Here is a 13947-nt window from a genome sequence, read left to right on the forward strand (position 1 = left end):
ACAATGGGGATGGGATCTAGCATCGTATTGGGCGCCATTGCCGATGACTTCACTGGGGCTACCGACCTTGCCAATAACCTGGTGCGTGGCGGCATGCGCTGCCTGCAGGTGATCGGTGTGCCGCAGGAGGACATTGACCTGACGCATATTGATGCGGTGGTGGTAGCGCTGAAGTCCCGTTCCTGCCCGGTGGATGAGGCCGTGGCCGACTCCCTCGCGGCGCTGGACTGGCTCCGCGGGCAGGGGGCCCGCCAGGTGTTCTTCAAGTACTGCTCCACGTTCGATTCCACCGACCAGGGCAACATCGGCCCGGTCGCTGATGCGCTGCTTGATGCGTTGGGCGCGTCTCAAACCGTCATGGTGCCCGCCTTCCCGGTTAACGGCCGTACGGTCTATCAGGGGCATCTGTTTGTGGGTGATCGATTGCTCAACGACAGCGGCATGCAGAACCACCCATTGAACCCCATGCAGGATGCAGACCTGGTGCGGGTACTCTCGCGGCAAACATCGCACCCCGTGGGGCTAGCCAACCGCGCGGTGCTCGCCCGGGGCGCTGACGCAACGCGTAAGCATTTATCTGCGCTTGCCGACGAGGATGTGCATCATGTGATTTGCGATTCCCTGGACGAAAAGGACCTGGATGTCCTCGCTGAAGCGACCGTTCTGATGCCCTTGGTCACTGGCGGCTCTGGTCTGGGTCAGGCGTTGCCTGCCCAGTATCGGGCCCATGGCTGGCTGGATACTATCAATGAACCAGGGCGTTTATCCCCCGCCGAGGGAAGTGCACTGGTGCTTTCCGGCAGTTGTTCCCGTGCCACGCTCGCCCAGGTGGAGGATTTTCTGACCAAACACCCCGATGGTGGCTTCGCGCTTGACCCGTTGGCGTTGGCTGAAGGAGGGCAGCAGGAAAAGGCATTGGCCTTTGCTCGGCAACGGTTGTCTCAAGAAGCCCCCATACTGATCTATGCCTCGGCTGTGCCTGAAAAGGTCAATGCAGCGCAGCAAGCGCTGGGCGTTGCGCGCGCCGGTGCGCTGGTAGAAGAGGCGCTCAGCCAGTTGGCGGTCACTCTGGTCAAGGAGGGGGTTGGCCGGTTGCTGGTCGCCGGGGGCGAAACGTCAGGTGCCGTGGTATCGGCGTTGGGCATTACGGCCTTGCACATTGGCGAGCAGATCGACCCCGGCGTGCCCTGGACCCAGGCCCCGCTATCCGGGCGTGTGGCACCGCTCTCCATGGCGCTGAAGTCAGGCAACTTTGGCGGCGTCGACTTCTTCACAAGAGCGTTCGAGGTGCTGGCATGAGCCTTCACGACCAGAACATCCTGCGGGATCAGATCAGCCTCCTGGGCAAGTCATTGTTTGATCGTGGCCTGACGATGGGGTCCAGCGGCAACATCAGCGTCCGCCTGGATGATGGTGGCTGGCTCATGACCCCCACTAACGCCTGCTTGGGTCGACTGGATCCAGCGCGCATTTCGCACCTGGATGACAAGGGCCAGTTGCTGGGTGGCGATAAGCCCACCAAAGAACAGTTCCTCCATATGGCGATGTATGCGGAGCGGCCTCAGTCAGGGGCGATTGTGCATCTGCACTCCACCCACTCGGTCGCCGTTTCGTGTCTGCCTGAAATAGACCAATGCGATTGTATTCCGCCGCTCACTGCTTATTACGTGATGCGGGTCGGGAAGCTGCCGCTCGTGCCCTACCACATGCCGGGGGACCCAAAGCTAGGCGACGCGGTTCGTGGCCTGGCGGGTAAACACAGCGCGGTGCTTCTGGCCAACCACGGGCCGGTGGTGGCGGGGAAAAACCTTGATGCCGCTGTGTATGCCACCGAAGAGCTGGAAGAGACAGCCAAGCTCTACCTGCTGTTACGCGGCCAGAATCCCCGGGGGCTGACGCCGGAGCAGGTGGCGGATCTGGAAGCTAAATTCCCGCGGGATTAGAAGCTGTTGACGTATCGCTATCAATTAACACGCATCAAGAACAAGAGCACCGCTATGATTCGATTGGCTGCCAACCTCAGCATGCTGTTTAACGAATACAGCTTTATGGACCGCTTTTCCGCGGCTGGAAAGGCGGGCTTTAAAGGCGTCGAGTATCTGTTTCCTTATGCGTTTTCTCGTGAAGAATTGCGCCAGGCATTGCACGAATGCCAGTTGGAGCAGGTGCTGTTCAACCTGCCGCCTGGCGATTGGGAGGCGGGTGAAAGAGGTCTGGCAAGCTTGCCGGGGCGCGAAGCCGAGTTTCGTGACTCGGTGGTTGAAGCGCTGCGTTACGCCGAAACCCTCAACTGCCCGCGCGTCCATGCCATGGCCGGTTTACTCCCGGAAGGCGCTGATGCCGCTACTCAGGCTGAGCATCATGCCACCTACGTACGCAACCTTCGCTTTGCAGCGGGTGAGGCCGCCAAAGTGGGGCGAGAAGTGCTCATCGAGCCGATCAATACGCGTGATATGCCGGGCTTTTTTCTATCTCGCCAGGCCCAGGCCATGGCCGTCATAAAAGAGGTAGGCGCGGAAAATGTAAAGCTCCAGTTTGATCTTTATCACTGCCAAATCATGGACGGCGACTTGATCCGCCACCTTGAACGTCAGTTCAGCGCCATCGGCCATATTCAAGTCGCAGGGGTGCCGGAGCGCCACGAGCCGGATGTGGGTGAAGTCCACTATCCCGCTATTTTTGACCGTTTGAGTGCATTGGGCTATCGCGGCTGGATTGGTTGTGAGTATCGACCACGCGCCGATACCCGCGCGGGTCTAGGCTGGGGCGAACCGTGGGGGCTGACGGGTCACTGACAGGGTTTAACGTAAATGAACAACAATCGCCGTCTATCAGGAGCAAAAAGATGCATATAGCCATTACGGGCGCGGCAGGTTTTCTCGGCCAGCGTTTGGTACATCAACTGCTCGCGCGTGGTGAGCTTCGCCAGCAGCCCGTCACACGGTTAACGCTGATTGACCAGGTGGAAGCGCCGCAGCCCGAAGCCGGCAATGTCGCGGTGACGCCCATGGCGCTGGATATTACCGAGCCGGGCGCACTGGATCGCGTTTTTGAGCAACGCCCGGATGTTATCTACCACCTGGCAGCCGTTGTGAGTTCGGCGGCCGAAGCGGATTTTGACCTGGGGCTAAGGGTCAATTTCGATGCGACCCGTGCGCTGTTGGAAGCTTGCCGCCAGCGGGAACTGAGTGATACCCGCTTGATCATGGCCAGCTCGGTAGCGGCTTACGGCGGAGACTTGCCCGAGGTGCTGGATGATATGACGGCGCTTCACCCGCAAAACTCTTACGGCGCTCAGAAAGCCATGTCGGAGTTGTTGGTCAATGATTATAGCCGCCGAGGATTGGTCGACGGTCTTGTGCTGCGCCTGCCGACGATTGTCATTCGGCCTGGGCGGCCGAATGCGGCTGCGTCCAGCTTTGCTTCCAGTATCTTACGCGAACCACTGAATGGCGAAGAAGCGATCTGCCCGGTGCCGGTAGAACTGCCCATGTTCGTGATGTCGCCGGGTAAGGTCGTCGATGCGCTTGTCCACGGTGCAGAGGTGCCGGGTGAGGCGCTGGGCACTTTTCGGGCGTTCATGTTGCCGGGCATTACCATCACGGTGGCAGAAATGCTGGAAGCGCTGCGCGACGCAGCAGGAGAGAAAGCCTTTTCATTAGTACGCCATGAGCCCGACCCGCGCATTGAAGCCATTGTGGCAAGCTGGCCGGCGCGCTTTGACACGGCAAAAGCCAAACAGCTTGGCTTTGTAGGTGATGAAAATTTCAAACAGATTATTGATGCGTTCGTGACTGAACGCGCTTGAGTTCCTACGCGGCTAACCGCCGTAGGTAATTGCCTGGGCCAAGTTCGCACATGTGGCGATGGGCCCAAAAAACCCACCCTCAAAATAACAAAAGAGGGAATCAAGATGACTAAGAACTTTGCTCGTCACTCGCTCGTGGCCGCTATCGCTGCCATCACTACTACTGGCGTTGCACTTCAGGCCCACGCGGCGACGGAAGTCAACCTGGGCCATACCCTGTCTTCCTCGTCGCATTACTCGGTGGGCGCAGATGCCTTCAAGGAGACGCTGGAAGAGCTATCCGATGGGGCCTATACCGTGAACGAACATCCGTCGGGTTCCCTGGGCGGTGAGCGGGAAATGATTGAAGGCTTGCAGATCGGCACGGTCGACTTTGTGATTACTTCAACGGGTCCGTTGGGTAACTTCGTGCCGGAAACCTACGTGCTCGACTTGCCATTCCTATTTGAAGACTACGAAGAAGCGCGCTGCGTACTGGACAGTGATCTTGGTGATGAGCTTCTCGCCAAAATGAGTGATCACAATCTAGTGGGCCTGGCCTGGTCGGAAAATGGCTTCCGACACATGACCAACAGCCAGCGTGAGATCGCCACGCCTGAAGATGCAGAAGGTTTACGCGTTCGCACAATGGAAAATTCGGTGCACCAGGAAGCGTTTCGGCAAATGGGCGCACGTCCGACCCCCATGGCATTCCCTGAACTTTTCACGGCGCTACAACAAGGGACCGTGGATGGTCAGGAAAACCCGATCACTGTGATTGTCGCCACCAACTTCTGGGAAGTGCAGGACTACCTTTCGCTAACCGGACATGTCTATTCACCGGCTGTTGTGCTGGGGTCGCCGATTTTCATGGATGGTTTGAGCGAGGAGGAGCGTGGCTGGTTTGAGCAGGCAGCACAAGCCTCTGCTGAAGCAACCCGTGAAGAAGTTTCACGCCTGGAGCGTGAAGGCGTAGCACTGCTCGAAGAGAAAGGCATGACGGTCAAAACGGATATTGATGTTGCGCCTTTCCAGGAAGCGGTGAAGCCAGCTTACGAGATATTTACCTCTGAGTACGGCAACGAAATGCTTGAGCGCGTTCAGGAAAAAGCCAGCGATTGCTGAGCACTTCCTCCACTTCGGCCTCCAGTCTTCTGGAGGCCGTTTCTGCACGGTGACCCTTTATGCTAGCGGTATTTCTTCGTCTGGAAAGCCACTTAACACGCTTAGCCCTGCTCATTGCAGTAGTGATGCTAGCCATATCAGTGACGCTAAGTTTTTACCAAGTCCTCACTCGCTTTGTTTTTAATGCGCCTTCTACCTGGTCTGAAGTCGCCTCGCGCACGGCGATGATCTGGTGTGTGTTCATGGCCGCGGCGGCTACCTTTCGGGGTGGTTACATGATGGCGGTAGAGGTCATTTATAAACTCGTTCCAACGCGTTTTATGAAGCTACTGGAAATCGTCATTGTGGTGTGTTGCCTATTGGTGCTTGGCGTGCTGATTCATTACGGGATACAGATGACCATGCGGGTAAGTAGCCAGACCATGTCGGGCATGAATATATCGATGTCATGGGCGTATGCGGCGATTCCCATGGGGTCATGTTTTGCGATCGTTGCCGCCGTTGCAAGGTTGTTGGCGCAGTTAAATGATCGAGAGCAGGTGGGTCCGGAAAATAGCGAGACGTTACCAGAGGCAGAGCTGCCTCAAGAGGGCGACTTGCCAAAAGGAGGATCTCAGCCATGAACATGGTGATTGGTCTGTCCTTGATCATTCTATTTACGGTCGGTGTGCCGATTGCTATTTCCATCATTCTGGCATCGATTATCGGCATTGAGTTCTTCACTCGGTTGCCATTACTGCTGGTGCCTCAGCAGATGTTTATCGGCATTGATAAGTTCCCATTAATGGCCATTCCTTTCTTTATTCTCGCCGGTAACCTGATGGCGGCAGGCGGAATATCTCAACGCCTGGTGGATCTGGCCAAGTCCATCGTAGGGAGGGTGCAGGGCGGTCTGGCGATGTCCTGTGTACTGACATGCATGATGTTTGCAGCGGTCTCAGGGTCAAGTGTGGCCACAACCTTTGCGATCGGTGCCATTTTGATTCCCGCCATGGTGAAACATGGCTATCCCAGGCCGTTGGCGGCCTCCATTCAGGCCACGTCTGCGGAGCTAGGGGTGCTTATTCCGCCGTCGATTCCGTTGATTTTGTATGGTGTGAGTACCGATACGTCCATTGGGCAGCTATTTCTTGCAGGCGTGGGGCCAGGCATATTGATTGGCAGCGCGCTGATCATCTTTCTTTATCTTTTCTGTAAGGTGCGGGGCTTTGGTAAAGAAGATTATAAAGACAGCACCGGCTTTATGGTCTCGGTCAAGCGTGCGTGGGTGGCAATGCTCATGCCAGTGGTCGTCATCGGGGGGATTTACGGTGGTGTGTTCACGCCTACCGAAGCATCAGCTGTGGCGGTATTTTTTGCCCTCATCGTCGGTGGCTTCTACTACCGTGAATTAAAAATAGACGATATTTTGCCGATTTTTCGCCAAAGCGTGATCTCTACCGCCGCCGTCATGCTGATCATTGCGGCGGCCTCGCTATTTAGTTTTCTTCTCAGCCGCACGGGACTCCCCGCGCAAATCGCCACCCTGGTGACCAACACGATCAATGACCCCATGATGTTCCTGCTGGTGGTCAATGGGTTGCTGTTAGTCGTCGGTATGTTTATTGAAACGTCCGCCGCCATTCTGGTGCTGGCCCCCATCTTGACCCCGATCGCGATGCAGTTCGGCATTCATCCCGTTCATTTTGGCCTTGTGATGGTGGTTAACCTGGCCCTTGGCATGATTACACCGCCGTTGGGCGTGAATCTCTTTGCAGCTTGTGCGGTGGCCAAGATATCGATCGATCAGATGCTGCCCTGGTTGGTTCGTTTTGTACTGGTGATCTTGGCGTGTTTGATGGCGATTACCTATATGCCGTGGATTTCGCTTGGGTTGGTGGATTTTCTTTATGGTTAGGTGAGTGGCTTTGAAGTGAATCAAACAAGGACAATAACAGGAGTATTTCATGTTGAAGACGACGGACTTTCCGCCACAACAGGCCCTCATTGGTGGTGATTGGGTGAATTCCGCCACCACGCTGGAGGTAGAGGCACCTGCCACGGGGGAGCCATTGACACGCATTGCGCGCTGTCAGCCAGACCATGTAGATGCCGCGGTAAAGGCAGCGCAGCAGTCTTTTTCCGGCCAGTCAGGTGAATGGGCCAGTTGGTCCGCCCGCCAACGCAGTGAATGGTTACTTCGTTTCGCCGATACTATCGAAGGGCATCAGGAACAGCTGGCGCAGCTTGAGTGTGCCGACACCGGTAAGCCCATGGCACAGGCCAAGGGCGATATTGCTGCCTGCACCCGCTATTTTCGCTTCTACGGTGGTGCGGCTGACAAGCTGCATGGTGAAACCATTCCTTTTGAAACCGATTTCGCCGTGATGACGCTGCGCGAGCCTTACGGTGTTTGCGCCCAGATTATTCCCTGGAACTACCCGTCACAGATTTTTGGACGCTGTGTGGCGGCAGCGTTGGCGGCTGGAAATACGATTGTGCTCAAACCGGCGGAAGACGCCTGTTTAAGCGTTCTACGCTTGGCGGAGCTGGCCGTGGATCATGGTTTACCCGCCGGTGCGCTTAACGTGGTGCCAGGGCTTGGCTCTGAGGCGGGGGCTGCGTTGGCGTCACACCCTGATATTGATCATCTCTCTTTTACGGGGTCGCCTGAAACGGGTACGCACGTCGCCCAAGCGGCCGCGCAGCATCATGTTCCTGTGACATTGGAGTTGGGGGGCAAATCGCCTCAATTGGTGTTTGCGGATGCGGATCTCGATGCGGCGCTTCCCGCCGTCATCAAAGGGATTATTCAAAACGCTGGGCAGACGTGTTCAGCGGGCAGCCGCCTCCTGGTTCAGCGCGAGATCGCCGATAGCGTCGTCGCGAATCTTTGTGAGCGCTTCGCTGCCCTGCGCTGTGATGCAGGTGAAGCGGATGCTGACTGTGGCCCGCTGATCAATGCGCGTCAGAAAGCCAAGCTGGAAGAACGTCTGGCCGCCGCCAAAGCGGATGGCATCCGCGTGGCGGCAATGGGGCAGTTGGCACCCAATGCACCCACTGGCGGTCATTTCGTACTTCCTCAACTGCTTACGGATATCCCCAAAGGGCATGAAGTGCTTCACGAGGAGTTGTTTGGCCCTGTGCTGGTGGTGCAGGTGTTTGAAGATGAAGCAGAAGCTCTCGCATTGGCCAACGCCACGGATTTTGGCCTGTGCGCCGGTATATGGACCCGCGATGGTGGTCGCCAGCTACGCTTGGCCAAAGGCATTCGCAGCGGCCAGGTATTCGTCAATAACTACGGGGCCGCCGGGGGCGTGGAGCTTCCTTTCGGCGGCGTTGGCCGCTCTGGCCATGGCCGGGAGAAAGGCTTTGAGGGCTTGCGCAGCTATACACGGATCAAGACCGTCGCGATCAAGCACAACTAGGATGTCAGCAATATAAATGGAGCGATAACAATGACAACATCTCGACAGGTAGGCATTGTCGGTGTGGGCCTGATGGGCCATGGTATTGCCAATAGCCTGCTGCGTGCAGGCCATGAGGTCAGCTTTCTTGAACATCCAGGTAATCAGCCTGTGGATGATCTCATGGCAGCCGGTGCCATCCCGCTGAGTTCGGGCCGGGAAGTAGCACAAAATGCAGAGGTGGTGATTTTATGCGTCACCGGATCGCCGCAAGTAGAAGCGGTGCTCTTTGAGCCCAACGGCGTTCTGGAAGGCTTAAAGCCCGGCAGTGTCGTCGTCGACTGTTCTACCGCACTACCCAGTTCGACAGAAACAGTGGCAGCCAGGGTGGTGGCGGCAGGTGGCCGGTTTATGGATGCGGCGATGACGCGTACCCCTAAAGAAGCGGAAGAGGGACGGCTTAATCTGATTGTCGGCGCCCCGACGGCGTTATTCGATGAAACCCTGCCACTACTGCAGGGGTTTGCCGAAAACATTGCCCATGCTGGGGACGTAGGCGCCGGGCATACGCTAAAGCTACTGCATAACTTTGTGTCGTTGGGCTTTTCGGCGGTGCTGGCCGAGGCCACGGCTGCTTCTCGCAAGGCGGGTATTAGCGACAGCGCGCTGTTGGAAGTGCTGGGAGCGGGTGGCGGAGGAGGCGTTGTACTGGAGCGACTGCGCCCTTATATCGTTGGCAATGACCCCTCGGGTTTCAAGTTCACCGTTGCCAATGCCACTAAAGACCTGGGTTACTATCACACCATGACCAACGAACTGGGGGTGGAGCGTGGCGTTGCCGAGGCAGTTCATGCCCTTTATACGTCTATCGACGACACGACAGCGGCTGTGCCGGAGGTGATCGGTGTTCTGGAGAAGCGAACTTAGCCTGATTATGCGGAAAGCTCCGCCCCGTCGGGCGGAGGCATCCAAAAATAGCAGATGCTGTCCATATGGTTTGAATGCATGCGTTGAAAAGGGTGGCCTGCAGGGTTAGAGCAATCCTTTCCTCAATCAGTGGCTTATTTCTCTGTGTATGTGGCAGGGGAGTGATAAGCTGGCGGTTATGGTGGTCGAGGAGCGGATATGCATCAGATGAAAACAGGTTTCAGGCTAACGTTGGTTGGCATCATGTTATCCACCATGACACTGCTTGTTGGCTGTGGTGGCGGGGATGAGCAGGCTGCGGACGAACAGGCGCGCGAGACGGCAGAAACGATTGCCCAAGAAGAAGCCGCGAGTCGTGAAGCCCAGGCGCAGAGCGAGAAGACTGAGGAAGTTGAGCCGTTGGACGTTCGAATCCTCGTCTCGGCGTCGATCGGCTCAGATCGTCGCTTGCAGGTAGAAGGTGAAACCAACCTGCCCGATGGCGCTCAGTTGCAAGTGATTGTCGAGCGCGAACTGAGCCGCGTGCGCTGGCGCGAGCGGGTCGATGTTGAGCAAGGGCAGTTTGTCGCTGGGCCGTTCGGCCCTGGTAGTGGTCTGCCGGACGGTGGCTATAGCGTCAGCGTGGAGCTGTCCGAAGCCACCGTTCAACCCGAATCTGTGCAGCAACGCATCGGTGAAAAAGGCGAGTACCTGACGGGTGAATTGATTACTCAATCCCGCCATGGCCTAGGCCAGATTGCCACTTACACCACACGCTTTATGGTCGGCAACCAGCCCAGACAGTCACGGGGTGACGCAGAGTTACTCCAGACGCCTTGAAATACTCGTCAGGCGGAGCGCCAATGCGCTAACAGTACAGCTTGAATAGAGGCGTCGCTGGTCGCTTTGCTTAACTGTTTAAAGTGAAGCTTGCCGTCCTGCTCCACCAGGTATAGGCCGGTCTTGTGGAAGACATGGGTTGGGCCCAGCAGGAGTAAATCGCCCGGTTTGGCAGGTGTAAAGTCGCTACCCGGCTCTGGTGTCACCATGATGCATGGGGCTTTCCAGTTGGCCTTGAGCGGTAAGTGATCGGGCACGGTCATGGCCGTTGACTGCACCTGCTCCCACGGTAGCGGTCCTTCGTGACTTAACGTCAACAAGAGTGGAGCGCTGTCACCCTCAAGCAATGTGGCGAGCGAGCAATCCAGAGATTCGGCGAGTGCCACCAGACGCTCATGGCCGATTTGCTTGATGGCTCCGGACTCCCAATAAGAAATGGTGACATCCGATACGCCAACTTTACGTGCAAGGGCAGCTTTGTTGAGCTTGGCCCTAAGCCGCAGTTGCTTGATACGTGAGCCTAGCGATTCCATTTCGTTTTCCCGTCGATGAGCAGCGTCGCTCGTTTAAAAATGTCCATCAAACCGATGGCGTTAAAATAGATTCTCTGCTGAAAACAGGGCCTGAATTCAGGTGGTCCGCACCACGACATACTAAGCGATTGTGCAATAACGCGCATTTTTTTCCAGACAACGTTTATTTAACCCACATGTGACGCTTTCTGACGGGAGTCGTTCCCTACGCGATGGTGTTGGTTAAGCACTGGGTGCGTATAATATCGCCACGCTTTATTGCCAAAAGGACGCTCCAATGACCGTACGTACCCGAATTGCGCCATCGCCGACGGGAGATCCCCATGTTGGTACGGCGTATATTGCGCTGTTTAACCTATGTTTCGCACGTCAGCACGGCGGCCAGTTTATCCTGCGCATCGAAGACACCGACCGGGTGCGCTCCACACCAGAATCGGAACAGATGATTCTGGATTCGCTGCGCTGGTTGGGTCTTGAGTGGGATGAAGGTCCGGATGTGGGAGGGCCGCATGGTCCGTATCGGCAAAGCGAGCGTGGCGATATTTACGCGCAATATGCCCAGCAACTGCTGGATGACGGGCACGCGTTCAAGTGCTATCGCACCAGCGAAGAACTGGATGAGCTGCGCGAGGGACGTAAGGCTGCCGGCATGCAGTTAGCATTAAAGCCTGCCGATCTGGCTTTGGATGAAGCTGAAGCGGCGCGTCGGGCGGCAGAAGGCTGGCCCTTTGTGGTGCGTATGCAGGTGCCAAACGACGGCGTGTGCGTGGTGGGTGACATGCTGCGTGGCAACATTGAAGTGGACTGGGCACAGGTAGACGCGCAGATTCTGCTCAAATCGGATGGCATGCCCACTTACCATCTGGCCAATGTGGTGGACGACCATTTGATGGGCATTACCCATGTGCTGCGGGGTGAGGAGTGGATCAATTCTGCCCCCAAACACCAGCTGCTTTACGAGTACTTCGGTTGGGAGATGCCGCAGCTTTGCCACATGCCGCTGTTGCGTAACCCGGATAAGTCGAAGCTTTCAAAGCGCAAGAATCCGACCTCGATTAATTACTACCGCCGCATGGGGTTTCTACCCCAGGCTGTGACCAACTACCTGGGTCGAATGGGTTGGTCGATGCCCGACGAGCGTGAAAAGTTCAGCCTTGTGGAAATGATGGAAGCCTTCGATGTTCAGCGTGTCTCCTTGGGCGGGCCGGTGTTCGATCTGGAAAAGCTGACCTGGCTGAACGGGGTTTACATCCGCGAAGACCTTGATGACGACGGGTTACTGATGGCACTGCGTGAGTGGGCCTTTAATGAAGACTACGTAAAGCAGATCCTGCCGCAGATTCGCCCGCGTATCGAAACCCTTGCCCAGGCGACGCCATTGGCAGGGCACTTCTTCTCCGGCTTGCCCGATCTGAAAGAGCAGGACTTCGACAGCGTCAAGCTGGAAAAAGACGATTTGGTCAAGCTGCTGCAATTCCTGGTCTGGCGTTTTGAAGTGGTGCCAGCGTGGCATAAAGAGGCCCTGCTTGAAGAAGTTAAGACATTGGCCGGGCACTTTGATCTGAAAATGAAGGCTTTCCTGGCACCTGTGTTCATCGCCATTACCGGTAGTAGTACAAGTACATCGGTGATGGATGCGATGGCGATTCTAGGTTCAGACGTGACGCGGGCAAGGCTCCGCCATGCGATTGAGGTGCTTGGCGGCGTTTCCAAGAAGCAGGCCAAGCGTCTTGAGAAAGAGTTTCGCGATCTATAAGAACCGCCCATTATAATAGCCCAAACATTTTGGTATTTTCTTGGTTGACGAAGGCGAGCGTAATCAGTAATATACGCCCGTCTTCGCGACACGTGGGGCCTTAGCTCAGCTGGGAGAGCGCAACACTGGCAGTGTTGAGGTCAGCGGTTCGATCCCGCTAGGCTCCACCAATATTGACTTCGTCATACGCGAAGTGCGCTTGATACGTCCCATTCGTCTAGTGGTCCAGGACACCGCCCTTTCACGGCGGTAACAGGGGTTCGAACCCCCTATGGGACGCCACCATGTTTCTGCATTATCCCTTCCTTACTGGTAGCGCTATAAAGCCCATTTGATGTGCTTACCCATGTCTATGCCTCGCTGTTTTATAACCCTCATTATGTGCTGAAAATACGCTGATTCAGGGTATTTTGTACTTGACTTGTCCACTTTTGCGTTTTTGTGAAACAGGTTGTGCACAACCCCGCGATGCGAGTGCGCTAAATCATTGTTTTATTATTATTTGTTTAAAAACAGTAACTTGCGCAAGGTTAAAAAATGACCAATTTAAGACGTCCCCGCTAATCATGGCGATTGTGGGACGTTTTCTAGTGGTTGTGAACAGGGTTATCCACAGATAGTGTGGAAAACCCTGGCGAGGTTAGCGGAGGGGTGAAAAGTCAAGCATCTATTGCACTTTGCGCAGCCGTTTTAGCAGCGATGAGGTATCCCAGCGGCCGCCGCCGAGTCGTTGCACATCGGCATAAAATTGATCCACCAGGGCAGTCACTGGCAAGGTGGCGTCAAAGTGGCGCGCTTGGGATAAACAGATAGCAAGGTCCTTGCGCATCCAGTCCACTGCGAAGCCATGTTCGTATTCGTCGGCAATCATCGTTTTGTGGCGATTCTCCATTTGCCATGAGCCCGCGGCACCTTTGGATACCACATCGATGACCTGTTGCTGATCAAGGCCGGCCTGCTCTGCAAAATGCAAGCCCTCGGCCAGGCCCTGGACCAGCCCCGCGATGCAGATCTGGTTGACCATTTTGGTCAACTGCCCGCTGCTGGCATCGCCTACCAGTGTCACGGCGCGGGCGTAGTGATCAAGAACGGGCTCTACGATATCGAAGTGGGCTTGTTGGCCGCCGCACATGATGGTCAGCGCCCCCTTTTCTGCACCCTGCTGGCCGCCTGATACGGGGGCGTCGAGAAAGGCGATACCCTGTTGGCGGCAGGCGGTATCAAGCTCCAGGGCCAGGTCCGCCGATGCGGTGGTGTGATCAACCAGAAAGCTGCCGTCCGCCATGCCTTGGAGCACGCCGTTTTCCCCGGTTGTCACCTGTCTCACATCGTCATCGTTGCCGACGCAGACCAGGACGAGATCTGCGCCTTCGGCGGCTTCGCGAGGCGTGGCGTGGGCGCTGCCTCCGTATTCGCTTACCCAGGCGTCAGCTTTGCTGCTGGTGCGGTTGTAAACACGTGTGGTGAGCCCTTGTTTGGCAAGGTGCCCCGCCATGGGATAGCCCATAACGCCTAGACCGATAAATGCGACTGTCTTGATCGTAGCCATAAATCACCTGATTGTTGATGTGTTGTGAATTAATGATGGCAGAAATACAAAAGGCCACCCTGGGG

General features: G+C 56.3%; 13 protein-coding genes and 2 tRNA genes. 13 read left to right on the forward strand and 2 right to left on the reverse strand.

Annotation, left to right across the window (positions count from 1 at the left end; all coding sequences use genetic code 11):
* The first annotated feature begins 3 nt into the window (after positions 1-3).
* The 10 genes from otnK to B7L15_RS01855 all read left to right on the forward strand — a co-directional run bounded on the left by otnK (position 4) and on the right by B7L15_RS01855 (position 10044).
* Positions 4-1299 carry a 3-oxo-tetronate kinase gene (gene otnK / locus B7L15_RS01810; RefSeq protein ID WP_085917353.1) on the forward strand — a complete coding sequence of 432 codons (1296 nt, stop codon included), beginning with the start codon at positions 4-6 and terminating at the stop codon, positions 1297-1299.
* Positions 1296-1943, forward strand: a complete 648-nt coding sequence (otnC, locus tag B7L15_RS01815; RefSeq protein WP_085917354.1) for a 3-oxo-tetronate 4-phosphate decarboxylase — start codon at positions 1296-1298, stop codon at positions 1941-1943. The genes otnK and otnC overlap by 4 nt, the downstream gene beginning before the upstream one ends.
* Before the next feature lie 54 nt (positions 1944-1997).
* Entirely contained in the window at positions 1998-2795 is a 798-nt protein-coding gene (gene otnI / locus B7L15_RS01820) for a 2-oxo-tetronate isomerase (RefSeq protein WP_085917355.1), read from the forward strand.
* 50 nt (positions 2796-2845) lie between these two features.
* Positions 2846-3808: a D-erythronate dehydrogenase gene (denD, locus tag B7L15_RS01825; RefSeq protein WP_085917356.1), complete on the forward strand. Its 963-nt coding sequence runs from the start codon at positions 2846-2848 to the stop codon at positions 3806-3808.
* 105 nt (positions 3809-3913) lie between these two features.
* Positions 3914-4912 (forward strand): TRAP transporter substrate-binding protein, encoded by a 999-nt coding sequence (locus tag B7L15_RS01830; protein ID WP_085917357.1) that lies wholly within the window; start codon positions 3914-3916, stop codon positions 4910-4912.
* A gap of 59 nt (positions 4913-4971) precedes the next feature.
* Positions 4972-5535: a TRAP transporter small permease gene (locus B7L15_RS01835; protein WP_085917358.1), complete on the forward strand. Its 564-nt coding sequence runs from the start codon at positions 4972-4974 to the stop codon at positions 5533-5535.
* Positions 5532-6809, forward strand: coding sequence for a TRAP transporter large permease (locus B7L15_RS01840; RefSeq protein WP_085917359.1), 1278 nt, complete (start codon positions 5532-5534; stop codon positions 6807-6809). The genes B7L15_RS01835 and B7L15_RS01840 overlap by 4 nt, the downstream gene beginning before the upstream one ends.
* Before the next feature lie 49 nt (positions 6810-6858).
* Positions 6859-8319: an aldehyde dehydrogenase family protein gene (locus B7L15_RS01845; protein ID WP_085917360.1), complete on the forward strand. Its 1461-nt coding sequence runs from the start codon at positions 6859-6861 to the stop codon at positions 8317-8319.
* Between the two features lie 30 nt (positions 8320-8349).
* Positions 8350-9225, forward strand: coding sequence for an NAD(P)-dependent oxidoreductase (locus tag B7L15_RS01850; RefSeq protein ID WP_085917361.1), 876 nt, complete (start codon positions 8350-8352; stop codon positions 9223-9225).
* Between the two features lie 198 nt (positions 9226-9423).
* Positions 9424-10044, forward strand: a complete 621-nt coding sequence (locus B7L15_RS01855; protein ID WP_085917362.1) for a hypothetical protein — start codon at positions 9424-9426, stop codon at positions 10042-10044.
* An 8-nt stretch (positions 10045-10052) separates the two neighbouring features.
* Here the strand turns inward: B7L15_RS01855 and B7L15_RS01860 are convergent, their stop codons facing one another.
* The gene (locus B7L15_RS01860; protein WP_085917363.1) at positions 10053-10577 is read right to left on the reverse strand and encodes a helix-turn-helix domain-containing protein; all 525 of its coding nucleotides are present in this window, start codon (positions 10575-10577) and stop codon (positions 10053-10055) included.
* 277 nt (positions 10578-10854) lie between these two features.
* Here B7L15_RS01860 and gltX point away from each other — a divergent pair, with 277 nt between their 5' ends.
* The 3 genes from gltX to B7L15_RS01875 all read left to right on the forward strand — a co-directional run bounded on the left by gltX (position 10855) and on the right by B7L15_RS01875 (position 12615).
* Positions 10855-12333, forward strand: coding sequence for a glutamate--tRNA ligase (gene gltX / locus B7L15_RS01865; protein WP_085917364.1), 1479 nt, complete (start codon positions 10855-10857; stop codon positions 12331-12333).
* Positions 12334-12427: 94 nt separating this feature from the next.
* A tRNA-Ala gene (locus tag B7L15_RS01870) sits at positions 12428-12503 on the forward strand.
* A 36-nt stretch (positions 12504-12539) separates the two neighbouring features.
* Positions 12540-12615, forward strand: a tRNA-Glu gene (locus B7L15_RS01875).
* A gap of 385 nt (positions 12616-13000) precedes the next feature.
* On the opposite strand, the gene B7L15_RS01880 is transcribed toward B7L15_RS01875, so the two are convergent.
* Positions 13001-13882: an NAD(P)-dependent oxidoreductase gene (locus tag B7L15_RS01880; RefSeq protein WP_085917365.1), complete on the reverse strand. Its 882-nt coding sequence runs from the start codon at positions 13880-13882 to the stop codon at positions 13001-13003.
* Positions 13883-13947: the final 65 nt, after the last annotated feature.

Source organism: Halomonas sp. CSM-2, from assembly GCF_002119345.1.
Lineage (GTDB): Bacteria > Pseudomonadota > Gammaproteobacteria > Pseudomonadales > Halomonadaceae > Vreelandella > Vreelandella janggokensis.

Coding starts and splice junctions, on each gene's coding strand:
- otnI (WP_085917355.1), top strand. CDS start 1,998: ATGATTCGATTGGCTGCCAACCTCAGCATGCTGTTTAACGAATACAGC.
- B7L15_RS01840 (WP_085917359.1), top strand. CDS start 5,532: ATGAACATGGTGATTGGTCTGTCCTTGATCATTCTATTTACGGTCGGT.
- denD (WP_085917356.1), top strand. CDS start 2,846: ATGCATATAGCCATTACGGGCGCGGCAGGTTTTCTCGGCCAGCGTTTG.
- B7L15_RS01845 (WP_085917360.1), top strand. CDS start 6,859: ATGTTGAAGACGACGGACTTTCCGCCACAACAGGCCCTCATTGGTGGT.
- B7L15_RS01835 (WP_085917358.1), top strand. CDS start 4,972: ATGCTAGCGGTATTTCTTCGTCTGGAAAGCCACTTAACACGCTTAGCC.
- otnK (WP_085917353.1), top strand. CDS start 4: ATGGGGATGGGATCTAGCATCGTATTGGGCGCCATTGCCGATGACTTC.
- gltX (WP_085917364.1), top strand. CDS start 10,855: ATGACCGTACGTACCCGAATTGCGCCATCGCCGACGGGAGATCCCCAT.
- B7L15_RS01860 (WP_085917363.1), bottom strand. CDS start 10,577: ATGGAATCGCTAGGCTCACGTATCAAGCAACTGCGGCTTAGGGCCAAG.
- otnC (WP_085917354.1), top strand. CDS start 1,296: ATGAGCCTTCACGACCAGAACATCCTGCGGGATCAGATCAGCCTCCTG.
- B7L15_RS01850 (WP_085917361.1), top strand. CDS start 8,350: ATGACAACATCTCGACAGGTAGGCATTGTCGGTGTGGGCCTGATGGGC.
- B7L15_RS01880 (WP_085917365.1), bottom strand. CDS start 13,882: ATGGCTACGATCAAGACAGTCGCATTTATCGGTCTAGGCGTTATGGGC.
- B7L15_RS01855 (WP_085917362.1), top strand. CDS start 9,424: ATGCATCAGATGAAAACAGGTTTCAGGCTAACGTTGGTTGGCATCATG.
- B7L15_RS01830 (WP_085917357.1), top strand. CDS start 3,914: ATGACTAAGAACTTTGCTCGTCACTCGCTCGTGGCCGCTATCGCTGCC.